The organism is Moraxella sp. ZY200743 (assembly GCF_050885545.1).
Taxonomy (GTDB): domain Bacteria; phylum Pseudomonadota; class Gammaproteobacteria; order Pseudomonadales; family Moraxellaceae; genus Moraxella; species Moraxella haemolytica.
This window is the reverse complement of record NZ_CP091313.1, coordinates 119,988-144,994: the sequence shown is the minus strand read 5'-3', so window position 1 is coordinate 144,994 and position 25,007 is coordinate 119,988. Positions and strand designations below refer to the sequence as shown.

The window sequence follows — 25,007 nt, the reverse complement described above, 5'->3', positions numbered from 1 at the left end:
CAAAATAAAAAAAGAACCGTCAATCATGACGGTTCTTTTAACCACTTAATAATCAAGGGATTGATTATCGAACAACCATATCTTTAGTTTGCTCTACAGTAGTTGATTTGTTGCCAGTAATCACAGCGATTACACGGCGGTTCAACGCACGACCTTCGTCAGTAGTGTTTGGAGCGATTGGACGGTCGAAGCCGTAGCCAATAGCACTTAGACGGTTAGGTGCGATACCAAACTCGTTAGCTAGCATTAGCTTAACAGCGTTTGCACGAGCTTCTGATAGGCGTTGGTTGTACTTAGCACTTGAACGGTTGCTGTCTTTAGATGCATGTCCTTCAATAACAGCAGTAGCATTCGGGAACTCATTCATAGACTGTGCAACTTTTGCAACTTCTTCACGGAATTGTGGTTTGATTGCAGACTGGTCACGGTCGAAGAATACGCGTAGTTCACGGCGTAGTTGTTCCTCTAGTACGACAGTTTGTGGGCAGCCACGTGCATCAACCACTACATTGCGTGGCGTATCTGGGCAAGCATCTAGGTGATCTGGCACACCATCAAAATCGCTATCAATGATAGTCTCAACAGGTTCTACAACAGTGATTTCTTCCACTGGCTCTTCAACCACAGGAACTACAGGCTCTACAGGTACCACAGGAACTACAGGCTCTACAATCACAGCAGCTGGTGCCAAGCGACCGCCTAGAGTTACTTCCAAGCCTGCCAAAGCTAGACCTTCCCACCATTTGTTGTCAAAGTTGTGGATCGCACGAGCCTCACCACGAAGAGCCAATGCGTCATTTACTAGGTAGCGAGCACCTAGACCGATGTTACCAATCGTATCTTTTGAGCTAGTAACTTTAGTGCCTGCAGCAACTTGTTGATTTTGAGCGATGTCGCCATAAGGTGCGTTTGCTGCGTCAGCAGTATAAGCTACTTGGTTCTCAACTTTAGTTTTTTGTTGACCAGCACCAATTAAAACATATGGCTTTAACTTGGCATTAGAATTACCCAAACCGATTAGGAAGTTACCGCTAATAGTTTGTTGCTCTGAATCAAAACGGTTTGCGGCCATTTCTGCTGATTTCTTAGAAGCTTGTGCATCCGCACTAGACAAACCATACTCAACTTGTAGTTGGGTAGATGGGGTTAGTTCTACGCCAAGTGCAGCACCTACCCATAGATCACTCTCAAGAGCAACACCATCAGTATGCTTTTGATTGGTCTCAAGTGTTTTACCAGTACGCAACACTTCACGCTGTTTGTCATGAGCCTCATCATTATAATGATAGCCTAGTAGTAGTGGGCTCACAGTTACGCCAGCAGAAGCTGCGGTCGTTGCAGTAGCAAGTACCGCTAGAGCGATTTTATTGAATTTCATAACTTCCTCCGAAGGAATGGTTGGTTTTAAAAAATTATGTAATATAACATTACCAATGTCTTATTCTACCATTAAGTTGGTCATCTGCCAACAGTTACTTTCGCAGACAACCCTTAATTTAAAGATAGATATATCTAGCTTAACGGCAATGGGTGAATTTTACAACCTTTTTTTGGATGATCGTTACATAACATTACATTAAAATGCTAATTATTTACAATGGCTCTTAAATTTTAAACAACCATTCATCAAAAAATAAGCAAATACTAAACAGCACTTATTTTAGCATACTTTAGCGTATATCAATAGGCTTTGAAGCAAAGGCCGTTTTCATTTCTTTGACTGCCTGGCCAATCCCCATGAATATCGCATCTGCAATGAGCGAATGCCCAATATTAAGCTCATGGATACCTTCGATACAAGCAATACTGGACACATTCTCTCGTGTCAAGCCATGCCCTGCATTCACAAGTAGCGTATCACTCTGCTCTTTTGCGTATCGCACCGCCTGTTTGATACGACTCAATTCATCACTGACAAGTTGCATATTACCCGACAGCCCTGCCTCAGCATACGCTCCTGTGTGTAGCTCGATGGCATCAGCACCACAGGCGATGGCAGTATCTATCTGATGAAACTCTGGATCAATGAATAACGACACCAAGATGTTTTTTTCTTGCAAGGCTTGAATGAATTCCGGCAATCTTCTTAGATTTGCCACATCAAGACCACCTTCTGTGGTAACTTCTTGGCGTTTTTCAGGCACCAAGCACACCCAAGTTGGCTGGACATCAAGGGCGATGGCTAGCATTTCTTCGGTTACCGCCATCTCAAGATTCATGCGAGTAGCTAGCCTATCTTTCATGGCATAGACATCAGCGTCCTTGATATGCCTGCGATCTTCACGCAAATGTAGCGTAATACCATCTGCACCCGCCTGCTCGCACAATAGTGCCACCTGTATCGGACAGGGGTAATCAACCCCTCGTGCATTACGAAGTGTCGCCACATGGTCAATATTAACCCCAAGCAGTGGTAAATTTGACATAAAACACCTTTTTCCTAACCATTTTTACATTAACATACACCAACACAACAAAGTTTGCCAACTATGATGACTGCTGATAAAATAAACTTTGTTGCCACAATTTTCGGCTGTGCAATGGTTTATAATCCAGCAGATAATTCATGACATCTCGTTGCAGTTGACCAAATTCTTCTATCTTTTGATAATAGATTTTCTCATCACCATCTGCCCGCCCCATGAGTAGCAAATCACAACCCAGATAAGACACTCGGCTCACTTTCTTTCCCTCACTTTGTGCTTGATGAATGATGGATGATGTAGTCAAGATAAACCCCATCTCTGGCACAAAACGATAATAAGCCTCTGCATCAATCTTCTTACCCACAGCATCATAGATAAAATCAATGCTTGCTCCAAGCTCATCAAATAACGCCCTCTCAAACCGCCGTAAAGACACCTTAAGATGACGAGTGTTGCCTGATGCCTCAAGATTGCCCAATGCTTGCAGTGCGATCACTTCTTCATGATAAACCTGCCAAAGCGTTGGACAAGGACTCTCCAAAGGCAACAGGCGACTTAGCACCTCATTCATATACAGTAGTGCGTATTGCACCTGCCCCATGACAGGCTTTAATACTGACCGTGCTGACAACTGAATCTGACTGAATGTCTTAAGCTCATTTTTTCCGCCAGCAAACAGCTCAAGTAACACAAAAGTAGGCATACCTCTTGCACCTACTCCGTGTACCAACCCAAATTCATGACTAAATAGCTGATAAATAGCTCGCTTTTCCTGATAGGGTCGTGTATGTAAAAGGTAGCCTGTCAGTCGCTGATTTTTCATGGTTGTCTAAGAACCTATGATTTAGGAATTTCTTGAATAAGAAACTATAAGAAATCTTTTTACCACCTACTTAAAAACTCATCATTCATTTGGTATTGCACAGTAGCCATGTGATGATGTCTAGGCAATACTTGATTCTCTTACCAATATTTGCACAAATAATGGGGCAAGCACACCTAGCATCATCAGCACATTCATCACTGCCTTAATAACCCAAACTTGTCAAGGCACGCTCATCATCTGACCAACCCTTTTTCACCTTCACCCATAGGGTGAGCATGATTTTTCGATCAAACAGTGCCTCCATGTCCTTACGAGCATCGATGCCGACTTGCTTAATGCGACTGCCTTTATCACCGATAATGATGGTCTTTTGCCCTGCTCGTTCAACAAATATGGTCGCATCAATAAAAGTCATCGCCTTACGCCATTTACCTGTCTCTGAGTCTTTATGAGCAGGCTCATCTTTAAAAGTATCAATTTGCACGGTCAAATCATACGGCACTTCATCGCCTGATTGACGCATGATTTTTTCTCGGATAATCTCACTTGCCAAGAACCGCTCAGAACGATCAGTGATTTGTTCGGCATCAAAAATAGGCGGACGAATGGGCAAAAACTTGCCAATTACCTCTTTTAGGCGTGGCAAATTATATCCACGAAGTGCTGAGACTGGTACAATATCCGCAAAATCAAAGCTCTCATTAAAACTTTCAATCACAGGCAACATCAGCGACTTATCCTTAATGGTATCTGCTTTATTGATAATCAGTACAACAGGCAGATTGGTCGCTGAAAGTTTTTCCAAGGTCAATAAATCATCTTCACGCCACTGCAATCCATCAACAACAAATAATACCAAATCCACATCAGACAACGCTGACACCGCCGCTTTATTCATGCGTTCATTAATCGCTTTGACCTCTTTGGCATGAATACCAGGAGTATCAACAAACACAATTTGCATCTGTTCATCAGTCAAAATCCCGTGTATGCGGTGGCGAGTCGTCTGTGGTTTTCGGCTAGTGATGGAGAGTTTTTGTCCAAGCAGATGATTCATGAGTGTGGACTTTCCAACATTTGGACGACCCACAATCGCCACAAAGCCAGACTTAAAGCCATCTAGATTTAATGTTGGTTTATCATCAAAAAATGCCAAAATCACATCATCATTATCGGCAGTCGAACGGTTGTCAGTCATATTTTTCCTTGTTATTCAAATTTGTTTAGCGTTAAAATCAATCAGATAAAGTCCATGCTATTAAAGCACAAAACCGCCCAATTTAAAAGGCGGGTTTAAAAAACTCATCAAGGTTTGTATGATGAAATGTGCCAATTTAAGCAGTTTGGGTTTTGTTAAGTTGATTTATCATCAACTCGGCACACTTTTGCTCAGCAATACGGCGAGACTCACCCATTTGTGTAATAGGCTTGATGTCCTCAATATTTACACAGCAAGTTACAACAAATACCTGATTGGGGGCATTGCCAATAATCTCATCAAGCTCATAAGTTGGCAAGGTCATGCGATTGCCCTGCAGCCACTCTTGTAGGCGAGATTTGGCATCTTTTAGTACTTTTTCCTCACCCACCTCCAAGATGAGCGATTCATACCAAGTTTTCACTAAATTTTTGACAAGCTTGATATCACCACTGTCAAGATATACCGCCGCAACGATTGCTTCCACCGCATCCGCCAAGATAGACGCACGATGACGACCTCCACCCTTTCGCTCGCCCACACCCAAAATCAAATGTCTAGATAATTCAAGCCGTTCGGCAATCTGCACCAAAGTCTCTTGGCGTACCAAAGTTGCACGCATACGAGTGAGCTTACCTTCATCATGGCGTGGAAAATGCAAAAACAATGCCTCTGCAATCATCATACCAAGTAACGCATCTCCCAAAAACTCCAATCGTTCATAACTTTCTTTGGGGTTATACGAACGGTGCGTCAATGCCCGCCTTAATAAACTTGGGTCATCAAACTCATAACCCAATTTTTCGCATAAAACAGGTAGCCCCTGTTCAAAATTGGCAAAATGCGTCAATTTATCTAACGAAGTTGCCTTGCGTCCATGGGTCATGATTTTATCTGATTGGTTCATTTATCGTCCTAACAATCCATATTATCAATCGATCGCACCCACTCGAGAAAAACTTGGTAAATTCAAGCCAGGCTTTTTATGCATCCAAATATAAGTCGCCTTACCTGATAAATTCTCCTCTGGCACAAAACCCCAATAACGAGAATCTTTGCTGCTGTCTCGGTTATCTCCCAATACAAAGTATTGATTTGCTGGCACTTGAATTGACCATTCTTTACCCTCTGAAGCGATGACCTCAGGTGCTACTTCTTTTAGAAAATCACCTTGTGATGATGAATTTAAATCACCCAGATAACGCACCAAATAGCGATGCTCGCCCAACGACTCTTGATAATAATGAGCAAATTTTTCTTCTTCACGCCCCAGTCTAGCACGCTCATCATCGCTTAGCACATAATTTTGAATCTGCTTAGGCATCAAGATATTTAAAAGTTCATCATCAATCCCATGCTCAACTTTCTTAGTAGCAACCTGTTCGCCATTAACAGACAAATTCCCATCTTTATAAGACACTGTATCGCCTGGTAGACCAATCACTCGTTTGATGTAGTACATATTTGGTTCTAAAGGATAGCGGAATACCGCCACATCGCCACGCTCTGGACTGCCTGTATTTAAGATTTTGGTGTGGGTAACAGGCAGGCGAAGGCCATAGGATGACTTATCAACCACCACAAAATCACCTGTATGCAAGGTTGGTACCATTGAGCTTGATGGAATGGTAAATGGCTCAATAACAAAAGAACGCACAATTACAATCAACAATAAGATTGGTAAGAATTCGTACGCCCAACGCACCAAGAAGTTCTCAGACTGCCCCTCTTTATCCACTTGAGCCAACAAAAGCTCTTGCTTAGCACGCTGATAAGAATTGTGTGCCTGCATCACTTCATGGGGTGTGGTTTGTGTTGGCACCAATACATCAATATCATCTGACAGCCCATGCTCTTTTAAACGGCCGTGCAAGACTTGCTTAGCTTCATTAAGCTGTTTTTGTACCTGCCTTAATTTTTTGTCCGACAACTTAATGACTTGATGTTGTTTTAGGACAAATTTATCCACCAACCACACCAATAAAAAGACGATGGTTACTGGTACCAGTATTAAATTGATGTCAAAATTCACAACAACACCCCAACTTTATTAATCAACCAAAATTCACACATCATATTAACTATCAACTTTTAGCACTGCCAAAAATGCTTCTTGCGGAATTTCTACAGAGCCTACTTGCTTCATGCGTTTTTTGCCTGCTTTTTGTTTTTCAAGCAGTTTTTTCTTACGACTGACATCGCCACCGTAACACTTAGCAAGAACATCTTTACGCATTGCCTTAACAGTGGAGCGAGCAATAATCTGACTACCAATGGCGGCCTGAATCGCCACATCAAACATCTGGCGTGGAATCAACTCCTTCATCTTCTCAACCAGCTGACCGCCACGACGGCGTGCATGTTCTTGATGGCAGATCATGGCAAGAGCATCAACCTTCTCACCATTAATCAGCACATCAACACGAGACAATTTATCTGCTTGATAACGCTCAAAACCATAATCTAGCGACGCAAAACCACGAGAAGCAGATTTTAATTTATCAAAAAAATCCATCACAACCTCGCCCATTGGGATATCAAAGATTACTTGTACTTGGCGAGCCATAAATTTCATGTCCACCTGCACGCCTCGGCGTTCGATAGCAAGAGTAATGACATTGCCCAGATGCTCTTGTGGAACAAGGATATGACATCTGGCAATCGGTTCACGAAATTCAGCTATCACGCCCACATCAGGTAGACGAGATGGGTTGTCAACATAGACAACATCGCCATTTTTCTTAACCACCTCATAGATGACCGATGGTGCAGTGGTAATCAAATCAAGGTCATACTCTCGCTCCAATCGCTCTTGGATAATCTCCATGTGTAGCATACCCAAAAAGCCACAACGAAATCCAAAACCCAAAGCATCTGAAGTATCAGGTTCAAAGAATAAGGCTGCATCATTGATTTGTAGCTTTTGTAAAGCCTCACGAAATTTTTCAAAATCACTTGAATCAATCGGAAACATACCCGCATAAACTTGCGGTGTTACCTTCTGGAAGCCAGGAATATTCTCCACCTCAGGGGTCTTAGCCAAAGTGATGGTATCGCCCACAGGTGCACCTTGAATGTCTTTAATGCCTGCGATAATAAAACCAACTTCGCCCGCCTTTAACACACCCGTCTCCAAGCGTTTTGGCGTAAATACACCAATAGAAGTTACCAAGTGGCTTTCACCTGTTGATTTAACAAAAATACGGTCGCCTGTACGCACCTCACCTTCACGCACACGCACTAGCGATACCACACCCAAATAATTATCAAACCAAGAATCAATAATCAAAGCCTGCAAAGGAGCATCTCTATCGCCTGTTGGTGCAGGAATGGTTTCCACTAAAGTTTGTAGCAACTCATCAATACCAAGACCTGTTTTCGCTGATACTCGAGGTGCTTCTACCGCCTCAATACCAATGATATCCTCAATCTCTTCAATCACTCGTTCAGGCTCAACCTGCGGTAAATCAATTTTATTCAGCACAGGCAGCACCTCAAGCCCTTGCTCAACTGCTGTATAACAGTTCGCTACACTCTGTGCTTCAACACCTTGAGCAGCATCTACCACCAATAATGCACCTTCACAGGCCGCTAACGAACGAGAAACCTCATAACTAAAATCCACATGGCCTGGCGTATCAATAAAATTTAATTGGTACTGCTCACCATTTGGGTGATTATAATACAAAGTAACCGACTGTGCCTTAATGGTAATGCCTCGCTCTCGCTCAATGTCCATACTATCTAAGACTTGAGCTTGCATTTCCCTTTCAGAAAGTCCGCCACACACCTGAATGAAGCGGTCGGCAAGTGTACTTTTACCATGGTCAATGTGAGCAATGATTGAAAAATTACGGATATGAGTAAGATCTGTCATGAGTAAGATGGGTCACAAAATAAAAAATAATAACAGGGTATTGTAGCAGTTTTTATTCAAAAAAGCACAGACAATTCAAAGATAAGAGATGAAATTATTCAGTCAACCCCCCAAACATAAACCCCCCACATCTTCCAATGTGAGGGGTTTGAAATAAGATGCTGACGATGACCTACTCTCACATGGGCGAACCACACTACCATCGGCGCTAAGACATTTCACTTCTGAGTTCGGGAAGGGATCAGGTGGTTCCATCTTGCTATTGTCGTCAGCGTAAAAGGATTAACAACGCTGTATGAGTCTGTTTTTTTATTTTTATTCAAGATTGATTCAAGCTTGTTAGGTAAAATCTTTACACTTACTTATACAACACATGAAATGGTTTTAAACCACTTGGGTGTTGTATGGTCAAGCCAAACGAGCAATTAGTATTGGTTAGCTACACATGTCACCATGCTTCCACACCCAACCTATCAACGTCGTAGTCTACAACGGCTCTTTAGGGAAATCTTATCTTGAGGTGGGCTTCCCGCTTAGATGCTTTCAGCGGTTATCCCATCCGAACGTAGCTACCCGGCAATGCTTCTGGCGAAACAACCGGAACACCAGAGGTTCGTCCACTCTGGTCCTCTCGTACTAGGAGCAGATCCTCTCAAATTTCCAACGCCCACGGTAGATAGGGACCGAACTGTCTCACGACGTTCTAAACCCAGCTCGCGTACCTCTTTAAATGGCGAACAGCCATACCCTTGGGACCTGCTTCAGCCCCAGGATGAGATGAGCCGACATCGAGGTGCCAAACACCGCCGTCGATATGAACTCTTGGGCGGTATCAGCCTGTTATCCCCAGAGTACCTTTTATCCGTTGAGCGATGGCCCTTCCATACAGAACCACCGGATCACTAAGACCTACTTTCGTACCTGCTCGACTTGTGGGTCTCGCAGTTAAGCGCGCTTTTGCCTTTATACTCTTTGAACGATTTCCGACCGTTCTGAGCGCACCTTCGTACTCCTCCGTTACTCTTTAGGAGGAGACCGCCCCAGTCAAACTACCCACCATACATTGTCCTCGATACTGTTATATCTAAGTTAGAACCCCAACATAACCAGGGTGGTATTTCAAGGTTGGCTCCATGGCAACTGGCGTCACCACTTCAAAGCCTCCCACCTATCCTACACAAGTTAGGTCAAAGTTCAATGTAAAGCTGTAGTAAAGGTTCACGGGGTCTTTCCGTCTAGCCGCGGGTACACAGCATCTTCACTGCGATTTCGATTTCACTGAGTCTCTGCTGGAGACAGCGCTGCCATCATTATGCCATTCGTGCAGGTCGGAACTTACCCGACAAGGAATTTCGCTACCTTAGGACCGTTATAGTTACGGCCGCCGTTTACTGGGGCTTCGATCAAGAGCTTCGCTTACGCTAACCCCATCAATTAACCTTCCAGCACCGGGCAGGCATCACACCCTATACGTCCACTTTCGTGTTTGCAGAGTGCTGTGTTTTTAATAAACAGTTGCAGCAGCCTGGTATCTGCGACTGCCAACAGCTCAAAGAGCAAGTCTTATCACCATCGGCAGCGTACCTTCTCCCGAAGTTACGGTACCATTTTGCCTAGTTCCTTCAGCAGAGTTCTCTCAAGCGCCTTGGTATTCTCTACCTGACCACCTGTGTCGGTTTCGGGTACGATTTGTTTATGACTATCGCTTAGAAGCTTTTCCTGGAAGCATGGTATTTGCCACTTTGCCAGTAAACTGGCTTGCTATCAGATCTCAGTAATAGTCTAGCGGATTTGCCTACTAAACCTACCTACATCCTTCCACCTGGACAACCAACGCCAGGCTGACATAACCTTCTCCGTCCCTCCATCGCATCATAAACAAGTATTGGAATATTAACCAATTTCCCATCGACTACGCCTTTCGGCCTCGCCTTAGGGGTCGACTCACCCAGCCCCGATTAACGTTGGACTGGAACCCTTGGTCTTCCGGCGTGCGAGCTTTTCACTCGCATTGTCGTTACTCACGTCAGCATTCGCTCTTGTGATACCTCCAGCATACCTTACGATACACCTTCACAGGCTTACACAACGCTCCCCTACCACTTAATTGAAACAATTAAATCCGCAGCTTCGGCTCCTAGTTTGAGCCCCGTTACATCTTCCGCGCAGGCCGACTCGACTAGTGAGCTATTACGCTTTCTTTAAATGATGGCTGCTTCTAAGCCAACATCCTAGCTGTCTGTGCCTTCCCACATCGTTTCCCACTTAACTAGGAATTTGGGGCCTTAGCTGGCGGTCTGGGTTGTTTCCCTCTTGACGACGGACGTTAGCACCCGCCGTCTGTCTCCCGGATAGTACTCATCGGTATTCGGAGTTTGCATCGGTTTGGTAAGTCGGTGTGACCCCCTAGCCGAAACAGTGCTCTACCCCCAATGGTATTCGTCCGAGGCGCTACCTAAATAGCTTTCGGGGAGAACCAGCTATCACCGAGTTTGATTAGCCTTTCACCCCTATCCACAAGTCATCCCCTGGCTTTTCAACGACAGTGGGTTCGGTCCTCCGGTGCCTGTTACGGCACTTTCAACCTGCTCATGGATAGATCACTCGGTTTCGGGTCTATACCCTGCAACTAAGACGCCCTATTAAGACTCGGTTTCCCTACGGCTCCCCTAAACGGTTAACCTTGCTACAGAATATAAGTCGCTGACCCATTATACAAAAGGTACGCCGTCACGGAACAAGTCCGCTCCGACTGCTTGTATGCACACGGTTTCAGGTTCTATTTCACTCCCCTAACAGGGGTTCTTTTCGCCTTTCCCTCACGGTACTGGTTCACTATCGGTCAGTCAGGAGTATTTAGCCTTGGAGGATGGTCCCCCCATCTTCAGACAAGATTTCACGTGTCTCGCCCTACTTAATATGTCTCATAAACAGTTTCGCATACAGGACTATCACCTACTATGGTTGGCTTTCCCACGCCATTTTGCTACTGTAAATTTGATCGGCTCCTCCCCGTTCGCTCGCCGCTACTTGGGGAATCTCAATTGATGTCTTTTCCTCGGGGTACTGAGATGTTTCACTTCTCCCGGTTTGCCTTCTATCCAAAGAATAGAATACCTATCTTATGATAGGTGGGTTTCCCCATTCAGAAATCGCCGGGTCACAGGATATTGCCACCTCACCGACGCTTATCGCAGGCTATCACGTCTTTCATCGCCTCTGACTGCCAAGGCATCCACCATGTGCACTTCATTACTTGACCATACAACCCCAAGGGGTCTTATGGGTAATGTGTAACGATTTACCTATGTTTACGCTTGATTCAGTTCTCTTTACTTTATCCAATCACCTTCTATAAAAGAAGTGGAGTGTGATTGGAATGGTTAATTATTTGTTGGAATTAAATAATTAACCCAGACTCATATTTTCGTTGTTAAATAATGATATGAACTTCGTCAGTTCATAAAGTTAAAGCATAAATAAGAAATCTCTTATCAAATTGCTTATGTATGCTTTTGATGTTTAAATATGGTGGAGTTAAGGAGAGTCGAACTCCTGACCTCCTGCGTGCAAGGCAGGCGCTCTACCAACTGAGCTATAACCCCAATATGGTGGGTCTAATAAGACTTGAACTTATGACCCCCGCGTTATCAACACGGTGCTCTAACCAACTGAGCTATAGACCCGTTTTAAACATCTTACTAAAGAACAACTTGTTGTGAATTCTTGCTAATCAGATAATATCGTTAAGGAGGTGATCCAGCCGCAGGTTCCCCTACGGCTACCTTGTTACGACTTCACCCCAGTCATCGACCCCACCGTGGTGATCGCCCTCTTGCGTTAGGCTAACCACTTCTGGTGAGATCAACTCCCATGGTGTGACGGGCGGTGTGTACAAGGCCCGGGAACGTATTCACCGCAGCATTCTGATCTGCGATTACTAGCGATTCCGACTTCATGGAGTCGAGTTGCAGACTCCAATCCGGACTACGATAGGCTTTTTGAGATTGGCATCACATCGCTGTGTAGCAACCCTTTGTACCTACCATTGTAGCACGTGTGTAGCCCTGGTCGTAAGGGCCATGATGACTTGACGTCGTCCCCGCCTTCCTCCAGTTTGTCACTGGCAGTATCCTTAGAGTTCCCGACTTAAATCGCTGGTAACTAAGGAAAAGGGTTGCGCTCGTTGCGGGACTTAACCCAACATCTCACGACACGAGCTGACGACAGCCATGCAGCACCTGTATCAGAGTTCCCGAAGGCACTAAGCTATCTCTAGCGAATTCTCTGTATGTCAAGACCAGGTAAGGTTCTTCGCGTTGCATCGAATTAAACCACATGCTCCACCGCTTGTGCGGGCCCCCGTCAATTCATTTGAGTTTTAACCTTGCGGCCGTACTCCCCAGGCGGTCTACTTATTGCGTTAACTGCGTCACTAAGTCTTCAAGAGACCCAACGACTGGTAGACATCGTTTACGGCGTGGACTACCAGGGTATCTAATCCTGTTTGCTACCCACGCTTTCGAACCTCAGTGTCAGTATGATGCCAGGAAGCTGCCTTCGCCATCGGTATTCCTCCAGATCTCTACGCATTTCACCGCTACACCTGGAATTCTACTTCCCTCTCACCTACTCTAGCCACCCAGTATCAGATGCAGTTCCCAGGTTAAGCCCGGGGATTTCACATCTGACTTAAGCAGCCACCTACGCTCGCTTTACGCCCAGTAATTCCGATTAACGCTTGCACCCTCTGTATTACCGCGGCTGCTGGCACAGAGTTAGCCGGTGCTTATTCTGTGGGTAACGTCAGGGCTAGCTGGTATTAGCAACTAGCTTTTCCTCCCCACTTAAAGTGCTTTACAACCAAAAGGCCTTCTTCACACACGCGGCATGGCTGGATCAGGCTTTCGCCCATTGTCCAATATTCCCCACTGCTGCCTCCCGTAGGAGTCTGGGCCGTGTCTCAGTCCCAGTGTGGCTGATCATCCTCTCAGACCAGCTACAGATCGTCGCCTTGGTAGGCCTTTACCCCACCAACTAGCTAATCCGACTTAGGCTCATCTATTAGCGAGAGCTAAAAGCCCCCTTTCTCTCGTAAGACGTATGCGGTATTAGCGTAAGTTTCCCTACGTTATCCCCCACTAATAGGCAGATTCCTAAGCATTACTCACCCGTTCGCCACTAATCTTCTCTAGCAAGCTAGAGCGTCATCGTTCGACTTGCATGTGTTAAGCCTGCCGCCAGCGTTCAATCTGAGCCATGATCAAACTCTTCAGTTTAATCTTTCTAAGTAACCCATTAAGTGGGTCAATCTTGGCTCATTTATTACTAGCAAATTTGCTCATCGTGTAAATGAATTAACTTTGAGTATTTTTGCTTGATAAATGATAATTTTTGTATTATCTTGTATTAGCAAAAATCCACACAAGTTGTTCTTTAGTTTGGATTTTAAATAGTGTCATTCGTTGTCGTCCAGCGAATGAGTGCGTATTATACGCTGTTTTTATTTGGTGTCAAGCTTTTTTTAAAAATTTTTGAAATTTGTTTTTAATGACAATTTTCAGATTAAAAAGGCTTGTTCGTTAGCTGAGATAACATTATATAATATATTAAAATTAAGTCAAGTATTTTTTGAAAAAATTTTAATTATTATCATTTGTAATTGGTGGCGATGAAGAGACTTGAACTCTTGACCTCACGATTATGAGTCGTGCGCTCTAACCAGCTGAGCTACATCGCCATTACAGGGTGCAAATTATACAGATAGTTTTAACTGCTGTCAATGCTAATTTTTGCAATTTCTTAAATATTTTTAAATATTTTTAAATATTTAAGAAATTAAAAAAGCGGGCAAACCGATAAGCCGGGTTCTGTCGTGGACAATCATTCATCTAGGCGTATCATCGCTAATACGCTCAAGCAACCTACCCGTGTCCCAAGCGGGCAACTCGTTGGACACCTATTTGGTCTTGCTACGAGTGGAGTTTACCATGCCATGAACTGTTGCCAGTCATGCGGTGTGCTCTTACCACACCCTTTCACCCTTACCCATATAAATATAGGCGGTCTGCTCTCTGTTGCACTGGTCGTAGGCTTTCGCCCCCTAGCCGTTAGCTAGCACTCTGCCCTATGTAGCCCGGACTTTCCTCCCCTTCTATATAGAAGTGGCGATTGTCTGGTTTGCCAAGTGGCTATTATAGCACAGTTTAGGCTGATTGTCCTGTTATTCTATGAAATTTTTGCAACAATGCCATCTGGTCTTCAAAGTGATCAAGGTCTTTTGGGATACAGTCTACAGGACAGATATCCACGCACTGGGGTGTATCAAAATGCCCAACACATTCAGTACACAAATTAGGGTCAATGACATAAATGTCATCGCCTGCTGATATTGCCTCGTTTGGACATACAGGTTCACATACATCACAATTGATGCACTCTTGTGTAATTTTTAATGCCATAAATTCAGCTTATCTTGTTAAAAACTTCTGTTCAAAACCTGCCAAGACACAAGGTGGCACAAATTTTGAAACATCACCACCCAACTTTGCTACCTCACGCACCAAAGTTGATGAAACGAATGAATACTCTTGAGATGGCGTTAAAAATACCGCTTCAAAATTCTCATCTAAACTGCGATTCATGTTCGCCAAACCAAATTCATATTCAAAATCTGACACTGCCCTAAGTCCACGAATGACTGCTTGAACTCCTTGCTCTTTAGCAAAATCCACCAAGAGTCCCTCAAAACCCACTACAGAAATCCTTGGATCGCCATCAAAAACTGACTCCACCAATGCCACTCGCTCATCAAAACTAAACAAAGGTTTTTTATGGTGAGCGAATGCTACGGCAATGACCACCTCATCAAACAATCTTAATGCTCGCTTGACAAGATCCACATGACCATTAGTTATGGGGTCAAAAGTACCAGGATAGAGAGCTTTTTTTTGGGCATGATTAGTCATGACACATCGCTTTTTAAAAATTAGGTGCTTATGCTACCAAAATTTTTATGAACTTTAAACCAATTTTGATAGAAATTTATAAGGATGCACCAACTTCCTAGCAAGTCGCATTTTATCAAACCATTACTCAATTATCCCATTCATCATGGCAGCTCGACCGTATATTCACTAACATCAGGTAGAGACTTAGTTAGACCTTGTTGTTGCATAAAATTCGCCATCGTCTCGTAGCGCGCTTTGTCTAACACCTTTGGATTATCCGCTAAATGTGGCAAAGTATCTGTCCACGCCAGACGATTTAATTCATTACCCAACTCGTTTGGCTTATAAGAAACGAACAATTTCCATGCTTCATCTGGATTGGTCTTGATGAAGTCTGTCGCCTGCTGAATGGCCGTCATAAAACGAGCCAGTTTCTCTTCTTGAATGCGTTGCTTATGAGCGACAAAAATCAGCTCATCATAAGCAGGCACACCGTGTTGTTCAGGATAGAATGCCAAACCTTCATGCTTTTCAAGTTTTAGTTGATTGAGTTCAAAGTTGCGAAGCGAACCAATCACCGCATCTGTCTGACCACTAAGTAATGATGGCGATAAAGACCAATTAACATTAACCAATTCAACATCTTTTGCATCAAGACTGGCAGAAGCCAACATGGTTTTTAACAAAAGCTCTTCAAAACCACTGACTGAATAACCAATCTTTTTACCCTTTAGATCGGCAAGATTAGAAATACCACTCTCTTTTAATACCACCAGACTGTTTAATGGCGAGTCGATGACCGTACCAATTCTTACCAAAGGCAGACCTTCTGCAACTTGCTGTTGAAGCTGTGGCTGATAATCAATGGCGATGTCTGCTTTTTGGGCTGCCACAAGCTTCGGCGGCATAGATGGGTCGGCAGGCTCAATAATTTCTACCTCCAAACCCTGATCATCAAAATAGCCTTTTTGCCTAGCAACGATAATGGCGGCATGATTGGGATTGGCAAACCAATCAAGTAGCAGTGATACTTTTTGGGTGCTTGGCATGGCGGTATCTGCTTGTTTATCCTTATTGGGAGTGCAAGCTGTCAGCACGCCCACCATCGCAAGTACCACCACACCTGATAAAAATTTAGAGATCACAATAAAACTCCTTTACTTTTTGGTTGTTGTAAACAAACATGATTAATGCATATGAGTCGCCCATGGAATTAGGCGTTTTAATAAACAATCGCCCGCAAAATACAACACCAACGCAATGATCAATAGTACAAATAATGCCACAAACATCAAATCCACCTGCATTCTGGCGTTGGCGTGTAACATAAGATATCCTAGCCCTTCAGATGAACCAACCCACTCGCCTACCACTGCACCAATCGGAGCAATAGAGATGGCGATTCTAAGTCCTGACGCCAATGCAGGCAAAGCAGCAGGCAATTTTACTTTTAAGAGCGTCTGCCATGCACTGATACGATAAGTCTTTGCTAAATCTAGCCAAGCCTTTGGGGTTTGGCAAAGTCCATCAAAACAGGCTGTCGTTACTGGAAAATAAATAATAAGCACAGTCATGACAATCTTAGATGCAATGCCATAACCAAGCCATAACACCAAAAGCGGTGCAATGGCAAATACGGGAATCGCTTGCGAAATGACAAGCAATGGCAACAAAATCGATGAAATTCGCCTTGAACTACTAAGAAGCAATGCCGAACACACTCCCATGACAGCACCAACCCCCAAACCCAATAAAATCTCAAGCAAAGTAACCTTGGTGTGATGCCAAATCAGCGGTGTATTGACCAAAAAAGTATCCAACACCATCATTGGGCTTGGCAGGATATAACGGGGCAACTCAAAGATACTTACCACAAACTGCCACAACAAGATGAGTATGAGTGCAATCAAGGGTATTTTAATCAGTTTCATCACCACCCCTAAACCGAAAGTTCACTCAAAAGTCGTGCGTGCAATACACCAAACTCACCATCGTCAAGTTGTCTGACAGGGCGACCACTTGGGCTAATTTTAGTAGAAATTACAGCAGGGGACTGTTTTAGCACATAAATATCATCACTTAGACGAATCGCTTCTTGGGGATCATGGGTGATAAGCAGGACAGTTTTTTGTTGTAGTAAGTCATAAGATAGAGCCTGTAACTCATGACGAGTTACCGCATCAAGAGCTGAAAACGGCTCGTCCATCAACACCAAATCCGCCTTCATCATCAAAGTGCGAGCCAATGCTACCCGCTGACGCTGTCCACCTGACAATTCATAGGTTTTTTTGTGTAAATAGGCATCCATCTTGACTTTTTTTAATAAAAGCAACGCCTCCTCTTTGGTGTGCGGTGTTTTTTGTCCTGACAAATGGGCGGATAACTGCACATTGTCCAAGACAGACAGCCACGGATACAAAGAGTCGTGCTGAGCCAAATAGGATAATTGAATGCCATCAGCAAAACCTATCCGACCAGTAAAATTCTGCTCAAGTCCTGCGATGATGCGAAGAAGGGTTGATTTGCCCACACCTGATGCACCCAATAGGCTAGTAAACCGCCCTTTTGGCAAGGTGAAATCAAAATCATGAAAAATAGACTGCTCGCCAAACTTGAACGATAAACCCACAATCTCAACACACATCATGGATTACCTCGCCAAGCAAAGCGGCACAAGGAATGATCAACATGGTTAGTTTCCTACGACAGCATTAACTGAACAGGTTCACGGGTATCATCTCAGCCATCTATGACAGCACCCCGACTAAACAAAATAACTATAATTTGAGCAATTATAAGCCAAGATAATTCATAAAACCACTCACGGTTAAATCATGACTATAATAATAAAGGTTTTGTTAGGCTAATCAGCGTTTGGCAAAACCTTGCTTTTGTAGGTAGTCTAACATGAAAGGACGCACTTCGCCACCAAATGTTGCAGCAATTTGAGCCTTCCAATCCAAATCAAGACCACGCCCCTGATAGTATTCACGCACCTGCTCATTATAAGTGGCAAGCACATCATCGCTAGCGATTTGATAAGTATCAGTAGAAACCAGCGTTTGTAGTGGCAAACGCGGTCTTTGTGATTGGTTAATCTTAGATTCCCAATCAGGATGCCCCAAACATAATCCAAACAATGGCACAACATGCTTTGGCAAGCCCAAAATTTCACCTGCACGCTCAATATCGTTGCGAAGCGAGCCAATATATACACCACCTAGACCTAAGCTCTCGGCGGCGGCAAGGATATTTTGTGCCATAAGTGCTGCGTCAATAGCACCAATAAGCGTCACTTCCATCCAGTCTGTCTGCACATCGGCAAGCTGATTGTGGCGATGAGCATCCATACAAAAAACCAAATATTCTGCACATGACTCTACATAGCCATGACCCAATCGCTTACCCTCTGCCAATGCCTGAGTGTATTCCTCTTCACTCATGTCGCACGAAATCTGACGCAAAGCGGTACGCTTATTGGTATCAATCACACGAATGATACTGGTTGCCTGCAAAAAACTAGAAGTTGATACTGCACGCCCTGCTTCCAAGATGGTAGTTAACGCCTCATCAGAAATCGGCTCGCCTGTGTATTTGCGTATTGAGCGGTGATTGAGCAGGGTTTCAATGGTAGATGCACTGTTTAGCATGAACGCATTCCTTTTTAGTTTGTTAATTATCAAAAAACTATAAAAATCAATATAAGCTAGCATGGTATCAATTATCAACCACAAAGGCAAATTGATTTGACAATTTTTTGTATTTTGGGGCAGATTTTCACAATTAACAGATGGGCTACTTTATCTGCTAAGATAATTTGTTATAATACCAATCAAGATTAAACAAAAAATACAAAAACTGGACAATTATCATGGCAAAAAAACCAAGTAACCAAATCTGTGCCAACAAAAAAGCAAGGCATGAATATTTTATTGAAGAAACTTTTGAGGCAGGATTGGCCTTAGAAGGCTGGGAAGTTAAATCCATTCGAGCAGGCAAAATGACCATCACCGATGCCTATGTTATCTTTAAAAATGGCGAAGCATTCTTGTTCGGAGCACACATTCAACCGCTATTAACCAGTTCAACTCACATAAACCCTGACAACATTCGTACCAGAAAGTTGCTATTAAACCGCCGTGAGATTGACAAATTATTTGGCATGGTCAATCAAAAAGGCTATGCGGTCGTGCCACTGTCATGCTATTGGAAAGCATCACGAGTCAAATGTGAAATCGCTCTTGCCAAAGGCAAAAAACTACACGACAAAAGAGCGACTCTCAAAGAGCGTGATTGGCAAATGGATAAAAAGCGTGGCTTTAAGGCGGACTTACGCTAAATTAGCCTATTTACAACATTGACAACAAGCCATATCAAAGAGGCTGTGTGTTTAATCTCTTTGATATGCTAATGATGCCATCAAAAAAGTTAGGCAGGCTTGTTTTTATTACCACTGATGGTACTCATGCCTTGTACTATCAAGCATAAAATACCTGCCCAAATCAATCCATAGCTAGCTAGCATATCTAGTGTAAATGTACCGCCAAGCACCGTTACTGCCAACAAGAACAGCAACGCAGGTTCAAGATAGCCCACCAAACCAAACAGACTAACAGGCAGGAGTCGATTTGCTTCTAGATGCGATTGTAGTGCCAATATGCTAATCACACCCAACCCTACGACTTTTAGAAATAACCAACCATCTTGCAACACCATACTCACATTCTGATCATACATCAATAGGTATATCAAGCAAAATGGGGCGATTAGCACCGCATCCACAAACATGCCTGTGATGGCACGCACCTTTTGTACACGACGCATGACATAATAGATGGGGTAAGTCATACAGACCCAAAAAGTCGCCCAACTTAGCTCACCTGTCCGCATAATCTCCAATGCCACACCCGCCACCGCCAACAATACAGCAAGCCACTGAACCTTGGTCAGTTTTTCTTTAAAAAATATACAACCAAACAGCACCATCGCCAAAGGAAATAAAAAATACCCCATCGCCGTCTGTACGCCCTGCTGATTTAACGGTGCCCACATAAATAGCCATAGCTGACTACCAAAAATCGGGGTCGGCAGTAGCAACCACGCCCACGCCTTAACACCATGCACCGCTTTTAGGTCGCCGATAACGCTCTTGATTTGACCACTAAACACCAAAAAGATGAGCAGGCACCCCAAAATCATTACCATTCGCCACAAAAACACGCTCGTACCCGACAACGGCGATAGCCATTGACCATAAGAATAAAGCACACCAAACAAAACATTGGCAAAAACTGCCAGGACCACCCCTAGGATGAATTTCTGACGACTCGTGTTTGTGGATTGATTGATGGCGGTAGATGTGTTATTGCTCATGAATGCCTGCTTTTTTTGCATTAAATCATCGCACTTATTTTAAGGGAAGTTGTTGATAAAAATTTTGGATTTTTTATAAAATATGCTTTTATTTTGCAAATTTTTTATATTTTTGATAAAATTTCTCACAGACTAAAAGAATTGCGTAAAATTATTTTATGAATACTCTGCCATGAATCACACTCTAGACGATACCGATAAAGTCATCTTAAACCTACTACAAGATGATGCCACCACACCCCTAAAAATCATTGCTGAGCATGCACGCATCTCTATCGCTACCGCCCAACGCAGAATCAACACACTCATCGAACAACAAGTTATTGACCGTCAGGTTGCCATCATCAATCCACTGAAAGTCGGCTATGGATTGACAGTGTTAGTCATGATTAAAATGGCCACTTCTAATGTTTCCATGCAACAACGGTTTGAGCGGATCATGTCTGCTGAACCGCAGGTGATGATGTGCTATGAGATTTCTGGAAATTATGACTTCATGCTGGTAGTGAACAGTCAAAACATGCGGGACTACCACGCCTTTACACGCAGGTTATTGACCAGCGAAAACAATGTTAATCATTTTAATAGTCAATTCGTCATGAATTTTATTAAATCTGGTACAAAAATTACGCTAAAATAAACGCATTTTCACATTCTTATCACTCAAGGTTTATCATGAAAAAAATTCTAAGTCTTGGTCTATTGTGCTATCTGACTGCCTGCACACAACCTGAACCATTACAGACCACAAAAAGCACCACCAACGCACATAGTAGCCAAGCACCAACTGATATCTTATCTGATGCTGATGACGCCATCGAGTCACAGCCCATAACCACACCGGATGGTAAAATTCAAATCGACTGGTCGCTCATTGATACAAAAACACCCCGAGCCGACCTAGCAAACTATCCATACCCCATCGCCATTGATAGCCAAGCAGTCAAAAACTACGCCACTGCCCATAAAATCAGCGATGGCGAAGCACAGCACAGCATTATCGTAAGCATGGCATCCCCTGAAGCCTTAGGCAAACTACTTGACCAACTTGAGAACAGTTATCTAGGTCATGAGCTTGTAGATGGAGCAAATATGGCTCTCATTATCCATACCACAGACAATGTCATCGCTGATGAACGAGACTATATCTTTGCCGATAAATTTGGCGAAGGTCTGGTGCTACCCATCAAAATCACACCAAAACAATAATCCAATGAACAATTCAGCCAAAAAAGGAGTATCTCTTTTTTGGCTGATGGCAACATTAATGGTTTTTTGCCCCAAATGAACCTAAATAAATGGCAAGCATCACCAAAAATGCCCCACCCCATTGCCATGCGTTGATCGCTTTATCCAACCAAAAATAATCAATGAGTAGTGCTGCTACAGGCTCAGACAACAACAAAAGCCCTGTCAAAGATAATGCTAACTTTGGAATGGAATAACCAATCAAGCCCCAAGCCAAGCACTGCATGACAGCACCATAAACCAAAACCCAGCCCCACTCACTCATGGTCATTGGCAAAATTTGCCCATCATTCCACAAAAACATCATGGGCAAAAGTGCCATTGTTCCACCTGTACCAATGATGGTCATCATAGGCAATATGGCAACTTTGGCTACTTCATGTACACGGCGAATATACGCCATTGATAACGCCAAAAAACCGCCTGAAGCAATACCAGCAACAAAGCCCCATAATGCCGAATCATTGGTTGCAAACTCAGGGCTAGCAATGAATATCACACCAATCGATGCCATGGCAAGGCTCATCAGCTGTATTTTGTTTTGTTTTTCACCAAACCACAAAAAAGCAATGAATGCCAAAAAGAATATTTGTAAGCTATTTAACAAGGTAGAGATACCCGGTCCTACTGCATAGATGCTCTCATGCCACAATGCCAAGTCAAGCCCCAATGCCACTCCTGATGCCAAAGCCAAAGCAATGGATTTTTTGCTAGTGGGAAAGGCTTGACGACAAATCATGGAAAGCACCCAGAAAATACAGGCTGAGATGAACAGTCGCCAGAACGCCATCGCAAAGCCACCTAGACCATCAACATGAGCAACAATCAAACTCCCAAGTCCAAACAAAACACAACCAATCAACAGTCCAGCCATTGACAGTACATCACTTTTGCTTCTAGGTTGCGTATGCTGATTGCCCATCATTTGCCTTATTCATAACTTAATATTTATATTTGATAATCCATCATAACCATTAGTAAAGTCAAGCACAACACCATATTTGCTCTTAGTAGCATCACACACGCCCATGTTCACCAAGCAGAGCCAAGAACGCCTCTTCATCAACGATTTTTATGCCAAGCTCGTTAGCCTTAGCTAGCTTAGAGCCCGCCTTTTCACCCGTCAGTAGCACACCGGTCTTAGCAGATACCGAGCCTGATACTTTTGCCCCTAACGCCTGCAAATGAGCTTTTGCCTCATCTCGCCCCATCGCAGACAGCGTACCTGTTACCACCCAAGTCTGACCCTCAAGCGGTGTATTTAAAGCACTCTTGGTCATCGCCTCCCATGCCACACCTGAATTTAGTAGTGCATCAATGACCTCATTGTTGTGTGCACTATCAAAAAAATCATTGATACTATGGGCGGTGATGTCGCCCACATCAGGCACACCAACAAGCGTAGCAACATCCGCCTGTCTTAGTGCCTCAAAATCACAAAAATAGTGTGCCAAATTCAGTGCTGTTGACTCACCCACCCCACGAATGCCTAACGCAAAAATAAAGCGAGACAGTGTGGTATTTTTTGATTTTTCAATGGCATTTAGCATATTAGCAACGGATTTTTCACCCAAACCTTCTAGCGTTACAAGATGCTCTTGGTGATTGCTTAGCGTGTAGATATCCGCCACCGTCTTAATCAATCCCATTTCAAAGAATTTAATCAGCCACTGCTCCCCTAGGCCATCAATATCCATCGCACGGCGTGAGACAAAATGCACCAAAGCCTCTTTTGATTGAGCGGGGCAATACAAACCACCTGTACAGCGTGCCAAAGCCTCTCCTTCTGGCAACACCACCTCAGACTCACAAACAGGGCAACTCTTCGGCAGATACACAGGGCTAACATCAGCACCCCTAAGCTCAGCCAATACACTCGATACCTTTGGAATGACATCGCCTGCTCGGTGAATGCTAACCATATCACCAACCATCAGTCCAAGCCGTCCAATCTCGCCAAAGTTATGTAAAGTAACATTGCTTACCGTAACACCACCCACATTGACAGGCTCTAGCTTACCCACAGGGGTAAGCTGACCTGTACGCCCCACTTGCCATTCTACCGCCAAAAGTTTGGTTACGGCACTTTCAGCCGTAAACTTATAAGCAGTTGCCCAGCGTGGCTCACGGCTTAAAAAACCCAAATCACTTTGTAGCTGCAATGAATTAACTTTCACTACCACGCCATCAATCTCAAACGGCAAACTAGCACGAGTCTTGATAATGTGTTCATAGAAATCTTGCACACCTATGGGCGTGGCAGCCGTATCAAAAGGTGCAGTCTCAAAGCCGAGCGTCTGTAGATATTGCAAAGCCCCGCTTTGAGTGGCGATATTCTGGGGTAATCCTTGATTTACCGAGTAAGCATAGAACGCCAAAGGACGAGCAGCGGCAATGGCAGGATTAAGCTGGCGAAGCGAACCTGCGGCAGCATTTCTGGGGTTGGCAAAGACTTTTTCTCCACGCTCTTGGCTTTGGCGGTTTAATTTCTCAAAACCTGCCTTTGGCATTAGCACCTCACCACGCACCTCAAGCAAAGCAATATCTTGGCAGGCGGGCAATACCTGTGGTAAGTTACAAATAGTGCGGACATTGTGCGTAATGTCTTCACCAATACGCCCATCGCCACGAGTAATGGCTTGGGTAAACACACCATTCACATATTTTAAGGATACTGCCAGACCATCTAATTTCAACTCCATTTCGTATTCAGGATTCTGATTTTTAGCATCTAGGCGATCGTTAATACGATTCATGAAGGCGGATAACTCATCTAGGCTAAAAACATTGCCCAAAGACAACATGGCAAGGTCATGTGGCACCTGAACAAACGCAGGCAAAGGGGCATCACCCACTTTATCTGTAAGGCTGTCAGGCTGTTTTAGGGCAGGAAAATCAGTCTCTAGCTTAATCAGCTGTTGTCTTAGGCTATCATATTCATCATCCAAGATGGTTGGATTATCTAGTACATAATAGGCGTGATTGTGTTTTTTTAGGGCGTCAATCAAAAGACGCATCCGCCCAATAACGCCCATCTCATCAGATGCGTCTTGGTTGTTAGATTGGTCATTAAAGCTGAATAAATCTGTCATGGCTCACTCAAATATTG

Annotated in this window: 19 protein-coding genes, 3 tRNA genes, 3 rRNA genes, 1 other RNA gene and 1 riboswitch; of the genes, 3 read left to right on the top strand and 23 right to left on the bottom strand. The window is 43.8% G+C overall.

What is annotated here, in order from left to right:
* Positions 1–64 precede the first annotated feature (64 nt).
* From L3D27_RS00615 to nfsA, 20 genes are all read right to left on the bottom strand, one after another.
* On the bottom strand, positions 65–1,378 hold the full coding sequence (locus L3D27_RS00615; RefSeq protein WP_432481274.1) for an OmpA family protein: 1,314 nt from the start codon (positions 1,376–1,378) through the stop codon (positions 65–67).
* Between the two features lie 292 nt (positions 1,379–1,670).
* The gene (locus L3D27_RS00610) at positions 1,671–2,426 is read right to left on the bottom strand and encodes a pyridoxine 5'-phosphate synthase (RefSeq protein WP_432481273.1); all 756 of its coding nucleotides are present in this window, start codon (positions 2,424–2,426) and stop codon (positions 1,671–1,673) included.
* 61 nt (positions 2,427–2,487) lie between these two features.
* Entirely contained in the window at positions 2,488–3,249 is a 762-nt protein-coding gene (recO, locus tag L3D27_RS00605) for a DNA repair protein RecO (protein WP_432481272.1), read from the bottom strand.
* Positions 3,250–3,454: 205 nt separating this feature from the next.
* Positions 3,455–4,450: a GTPase Era gene (era, locus tag L3D27_RS00600; protein WP_432481271.1), complete on the bottom strand. Its 996-nt coding sequence runs from the start codon at positions 4,448–4,450 to the stop codon at positions 3,455–3,457.
* 136 nt (positions 4,451–4,586) lie between these two features.
* Entirely contained in the window at positions 4,587–5,357 is a 771-nt protein-coding gene (gene rnc, locus L3D27_RS00595; protein ID WP_418001268.1) for a ribonuclease III, read from the bottom strand.
* Positions 5,358–5,381: 24 nt separating this feature from the next.
* Positions 5,382–6,482, bottom strand: a complete 1,101-nt coding sequence (gene lepB, locus L3D27_RS00590) for a signal peptidase I (protein ID WP_432481269.1) — start codon at positions 6,480–6,482, stop codon at positions 5,382–5,384.
* Between the two features lie 45 nt (positions 6,483–6,527).
* The gene (lepA, locus tag L3D27_RS00585; RefSeq protein ID WP_432481268.1) at positions 6,528–8,327 is read right to left on the bottom strand and encodes a translation elongation factor 4; all 1,800 of its coding nucleotides are present in this window, start codon (positions 8,325–8,327) and stop codon (positions 6,528–6,530) included.
* 159 nt (positions 8,328–8,486) lie between these two features.
* Positions 8,487–8,600 (bottom strand): 5S ribosomal RNA (gene rrf, locus L3D27_RS00580).
* A 131-nt stretch (positions 8,601–8,731) separates the two neighbouring features.
* Positions 8,732–11,589, bottom strand: a 23S ribosomal RNA gene (locus L3D27_RS00575).
* 267 nt (positions 11,590–11,856) lie between these two features.
* A tRNA-Ala gene (locus L3D27_RS00570) sits at positions 11,857–11,932 on the bottom strand.
* 4 nt (positions 11,933–11,936) lie between these two features.
* A tRNA-Ile gene (locus L3D27_RS00565) sits at positions 11,937–12,013 on the bottom strand.
* A gap of 61 nt (positions 12,014–12,074) precedes the next feature.
* Positions 12,075–13,606: ribosomal RNA gene (locus tag L3D27_RS00560) — 16S ribosomal RNA — on the bottom strand.
* The 16S, 23S and 5S rRNA genes sit together here with 3 tRNA genes alongside, the layout of an rRNA operon.
* Positions 13,607–13,990: 384 nt before the next feature.
* Positions 13,991–14,067 (bottom strand) — tRNA-Met (locus L3D27_RS00555).
* Positions 14,068–14,170: 103 nt separating this feature from the next.
* An RNA gene (rnpB, locus tag L3D27_RS00550) (RNase P RNA component class A) lies at positions 14,171–14,514 on the bottom strand.
* A gap of 19 nt (positions 14,515–14,533) precedes the next feature.
* Positions 14,534–14,788, bottom strand: a complete 255-nt coding sequence (locus tag L3D27_RS00545; RefSeq protein WP_284673777.1) for a YfhL family 4Fe-4S dicluster ferredoxin — start codon at positions 14,786–14,788, stop codon at positions 14,534–14,536.
* Between the two features lie 9 nt (positions 14,789–14,797).
* On the bottom strand, positions 14,798–15,295 hold the full coding sequence (coaD, locus tag L3D27_RS00540) for a pantetheine-phosphate adenylyltransferase (RefSeq protein ID WP_284673776.1): 498 nt from the start codon (positions 15,293–15,295) through the stop codon (positions 14,798–14,800).
* A gap of 143 nt (positions 15,296–15,438) precedes the next feature.
* Positions 15,439–16,422 carry an ABC transporter substrate-binding protein gene (locus tag L3D27_RS00535; RefSeq protein WP_284673775.1) on the bottom strand — a complete coding sequence of 328 codons (984 nt, stop codon included), beginning with the start codon at positions 16,420–16,422 and terminating at the stop codon, positions 15,439–15,441.
* 42 nt (positions 16,423–16,464) lie between these two features.
* Positions 16,465–17,208 (bottom strand): ABC transporter permease, encoded by a 744-nt coding sequence (locus L3D27_RS00530; protein WP_284673774.1) that lies wholly within the window; start codon positions 17,206–17,208, stop codon positions 16,465–16,467.
* Positions 17,209–17,216: 8 nt separating this feature from the next.
* Positions 17,217–17,924 (bottom strand): ABC transporter ATP-binding protein, encoded by a 708-nt coding sequence (locus L3D27_RS00525; RefSeq protein ID WP_284673773.1) that lies wholly within the window; start codon positions 17,922–17,924, stop codon positions 17,217–17,219.
* A gap of 33 nt (positions 17,925–17,957) precedes the next feature.
* Positions 17,958–18,050, bottom strand: a riboswitch (TPP riboswitch).
* A gap of 94 nt (positions 18,051–18,144) precedes the next feature.
* Complete coding sequence (gene nfsA / locus L3D27_RS00520) at positions 18,145–18,927, bottom strand: oxygen-insensitive NADPH nitroreductase (protein ID WP_432481267.1); 783 nt, start codon at positions 18,925–18,927, stop codon at positions 18,145–18,147.
* Positions 18,928–19,148: 221 nt separating this feature from the next.
* Here nfsA and smpB point away from each other — a divergent pair, with 221 nt between their 5' ends.
* A complete protein-coding gene (gene smpB / locus L3D27_RS00515; protein WP_284673771.1) occupies positions 19,149–19,616 on the top strand; it encodes an SsrA-binding protein SmpB in 468 nt (155 codons plus the stop codon).
* Positions 19,617–19,705: 89 nt separating this feature from the next.
* Here smpB and rarD read toward each other — a convergent pair whose 3' ends face one another.
* Entirely contained in the window at positions 19,706–20,650 is a 945-nt protein-coding gene (gene rarD / locus L3D27_RS00510; protein WP_432481265.1) for an EamA family transporter RarD, read from the bottom strand.
* Between the two features lie 172 nt (positions 20,651–20,822).
* Here rarD and L3D27_RS00505 point away from each other — a divergent pair, with 172 nt between their 5' ends.
* Both L3D27_RS00505 and L3D27_RS00500 read left to right on the top strand, forming a co-directional pair.
* Positions 20,823–21,290 (top strand): Lrp/AsnC family transcriptional regulator, encoded by a 468-nt coding sequence (locus L3D27_RS00505; protein WP_284673769.1) that lies wholly within the window; start codon positions 20,823–20,825, stop codon positions 21,288–21,290.
* Between the two features lie 35 nt (positions 21,291–21,325).
* Positions 21,326–21,859, top strand: a complete 534-nt coding sequence (locus tag L3D27_RS00500; protein WP_432481264.1) for a hypothetical protein — start codon at positions 21,326–21,328, stop codon at positions 21,857–21,859.
* A 55-nt stretch (positions 21,860–21,914) separates the two neighbouring features.
* Here the strand turns inward: L3D27_RS00500 and L3D27_RS00495 are convergent, their stop codons facing one another.
* Together L3D27_RS00495 and ligA are read right to left on the bottom strand one after the other, a co-directional pair.
* Positions 21,915–22,823: a DMT family transporter gene (locus tag L3D27_RS00495; protein ID WP_432481263.1), complete on the bottom strand. Its 909-nt coding sequence runs from the start codon at positions 22,821–22,823 to the stop codon at positions 21,915–21,917.
* Between the two features lie 91 nt (positions 22,824–22,914).
* Positions 22,915–24,990, bottom strand: a complete 2,076-nt coding sequence (gene ligA, locus L3D27_RS00490) for an NAD-dependent DNA ligase LigA (RefSeq protein ID WP_432481262.1) — start codon at positions 24,988–24,990, stop codon at positions 22,915–22,917.
* Positions 24,991–25,007 lie beyond the last annotated feature (17 nt).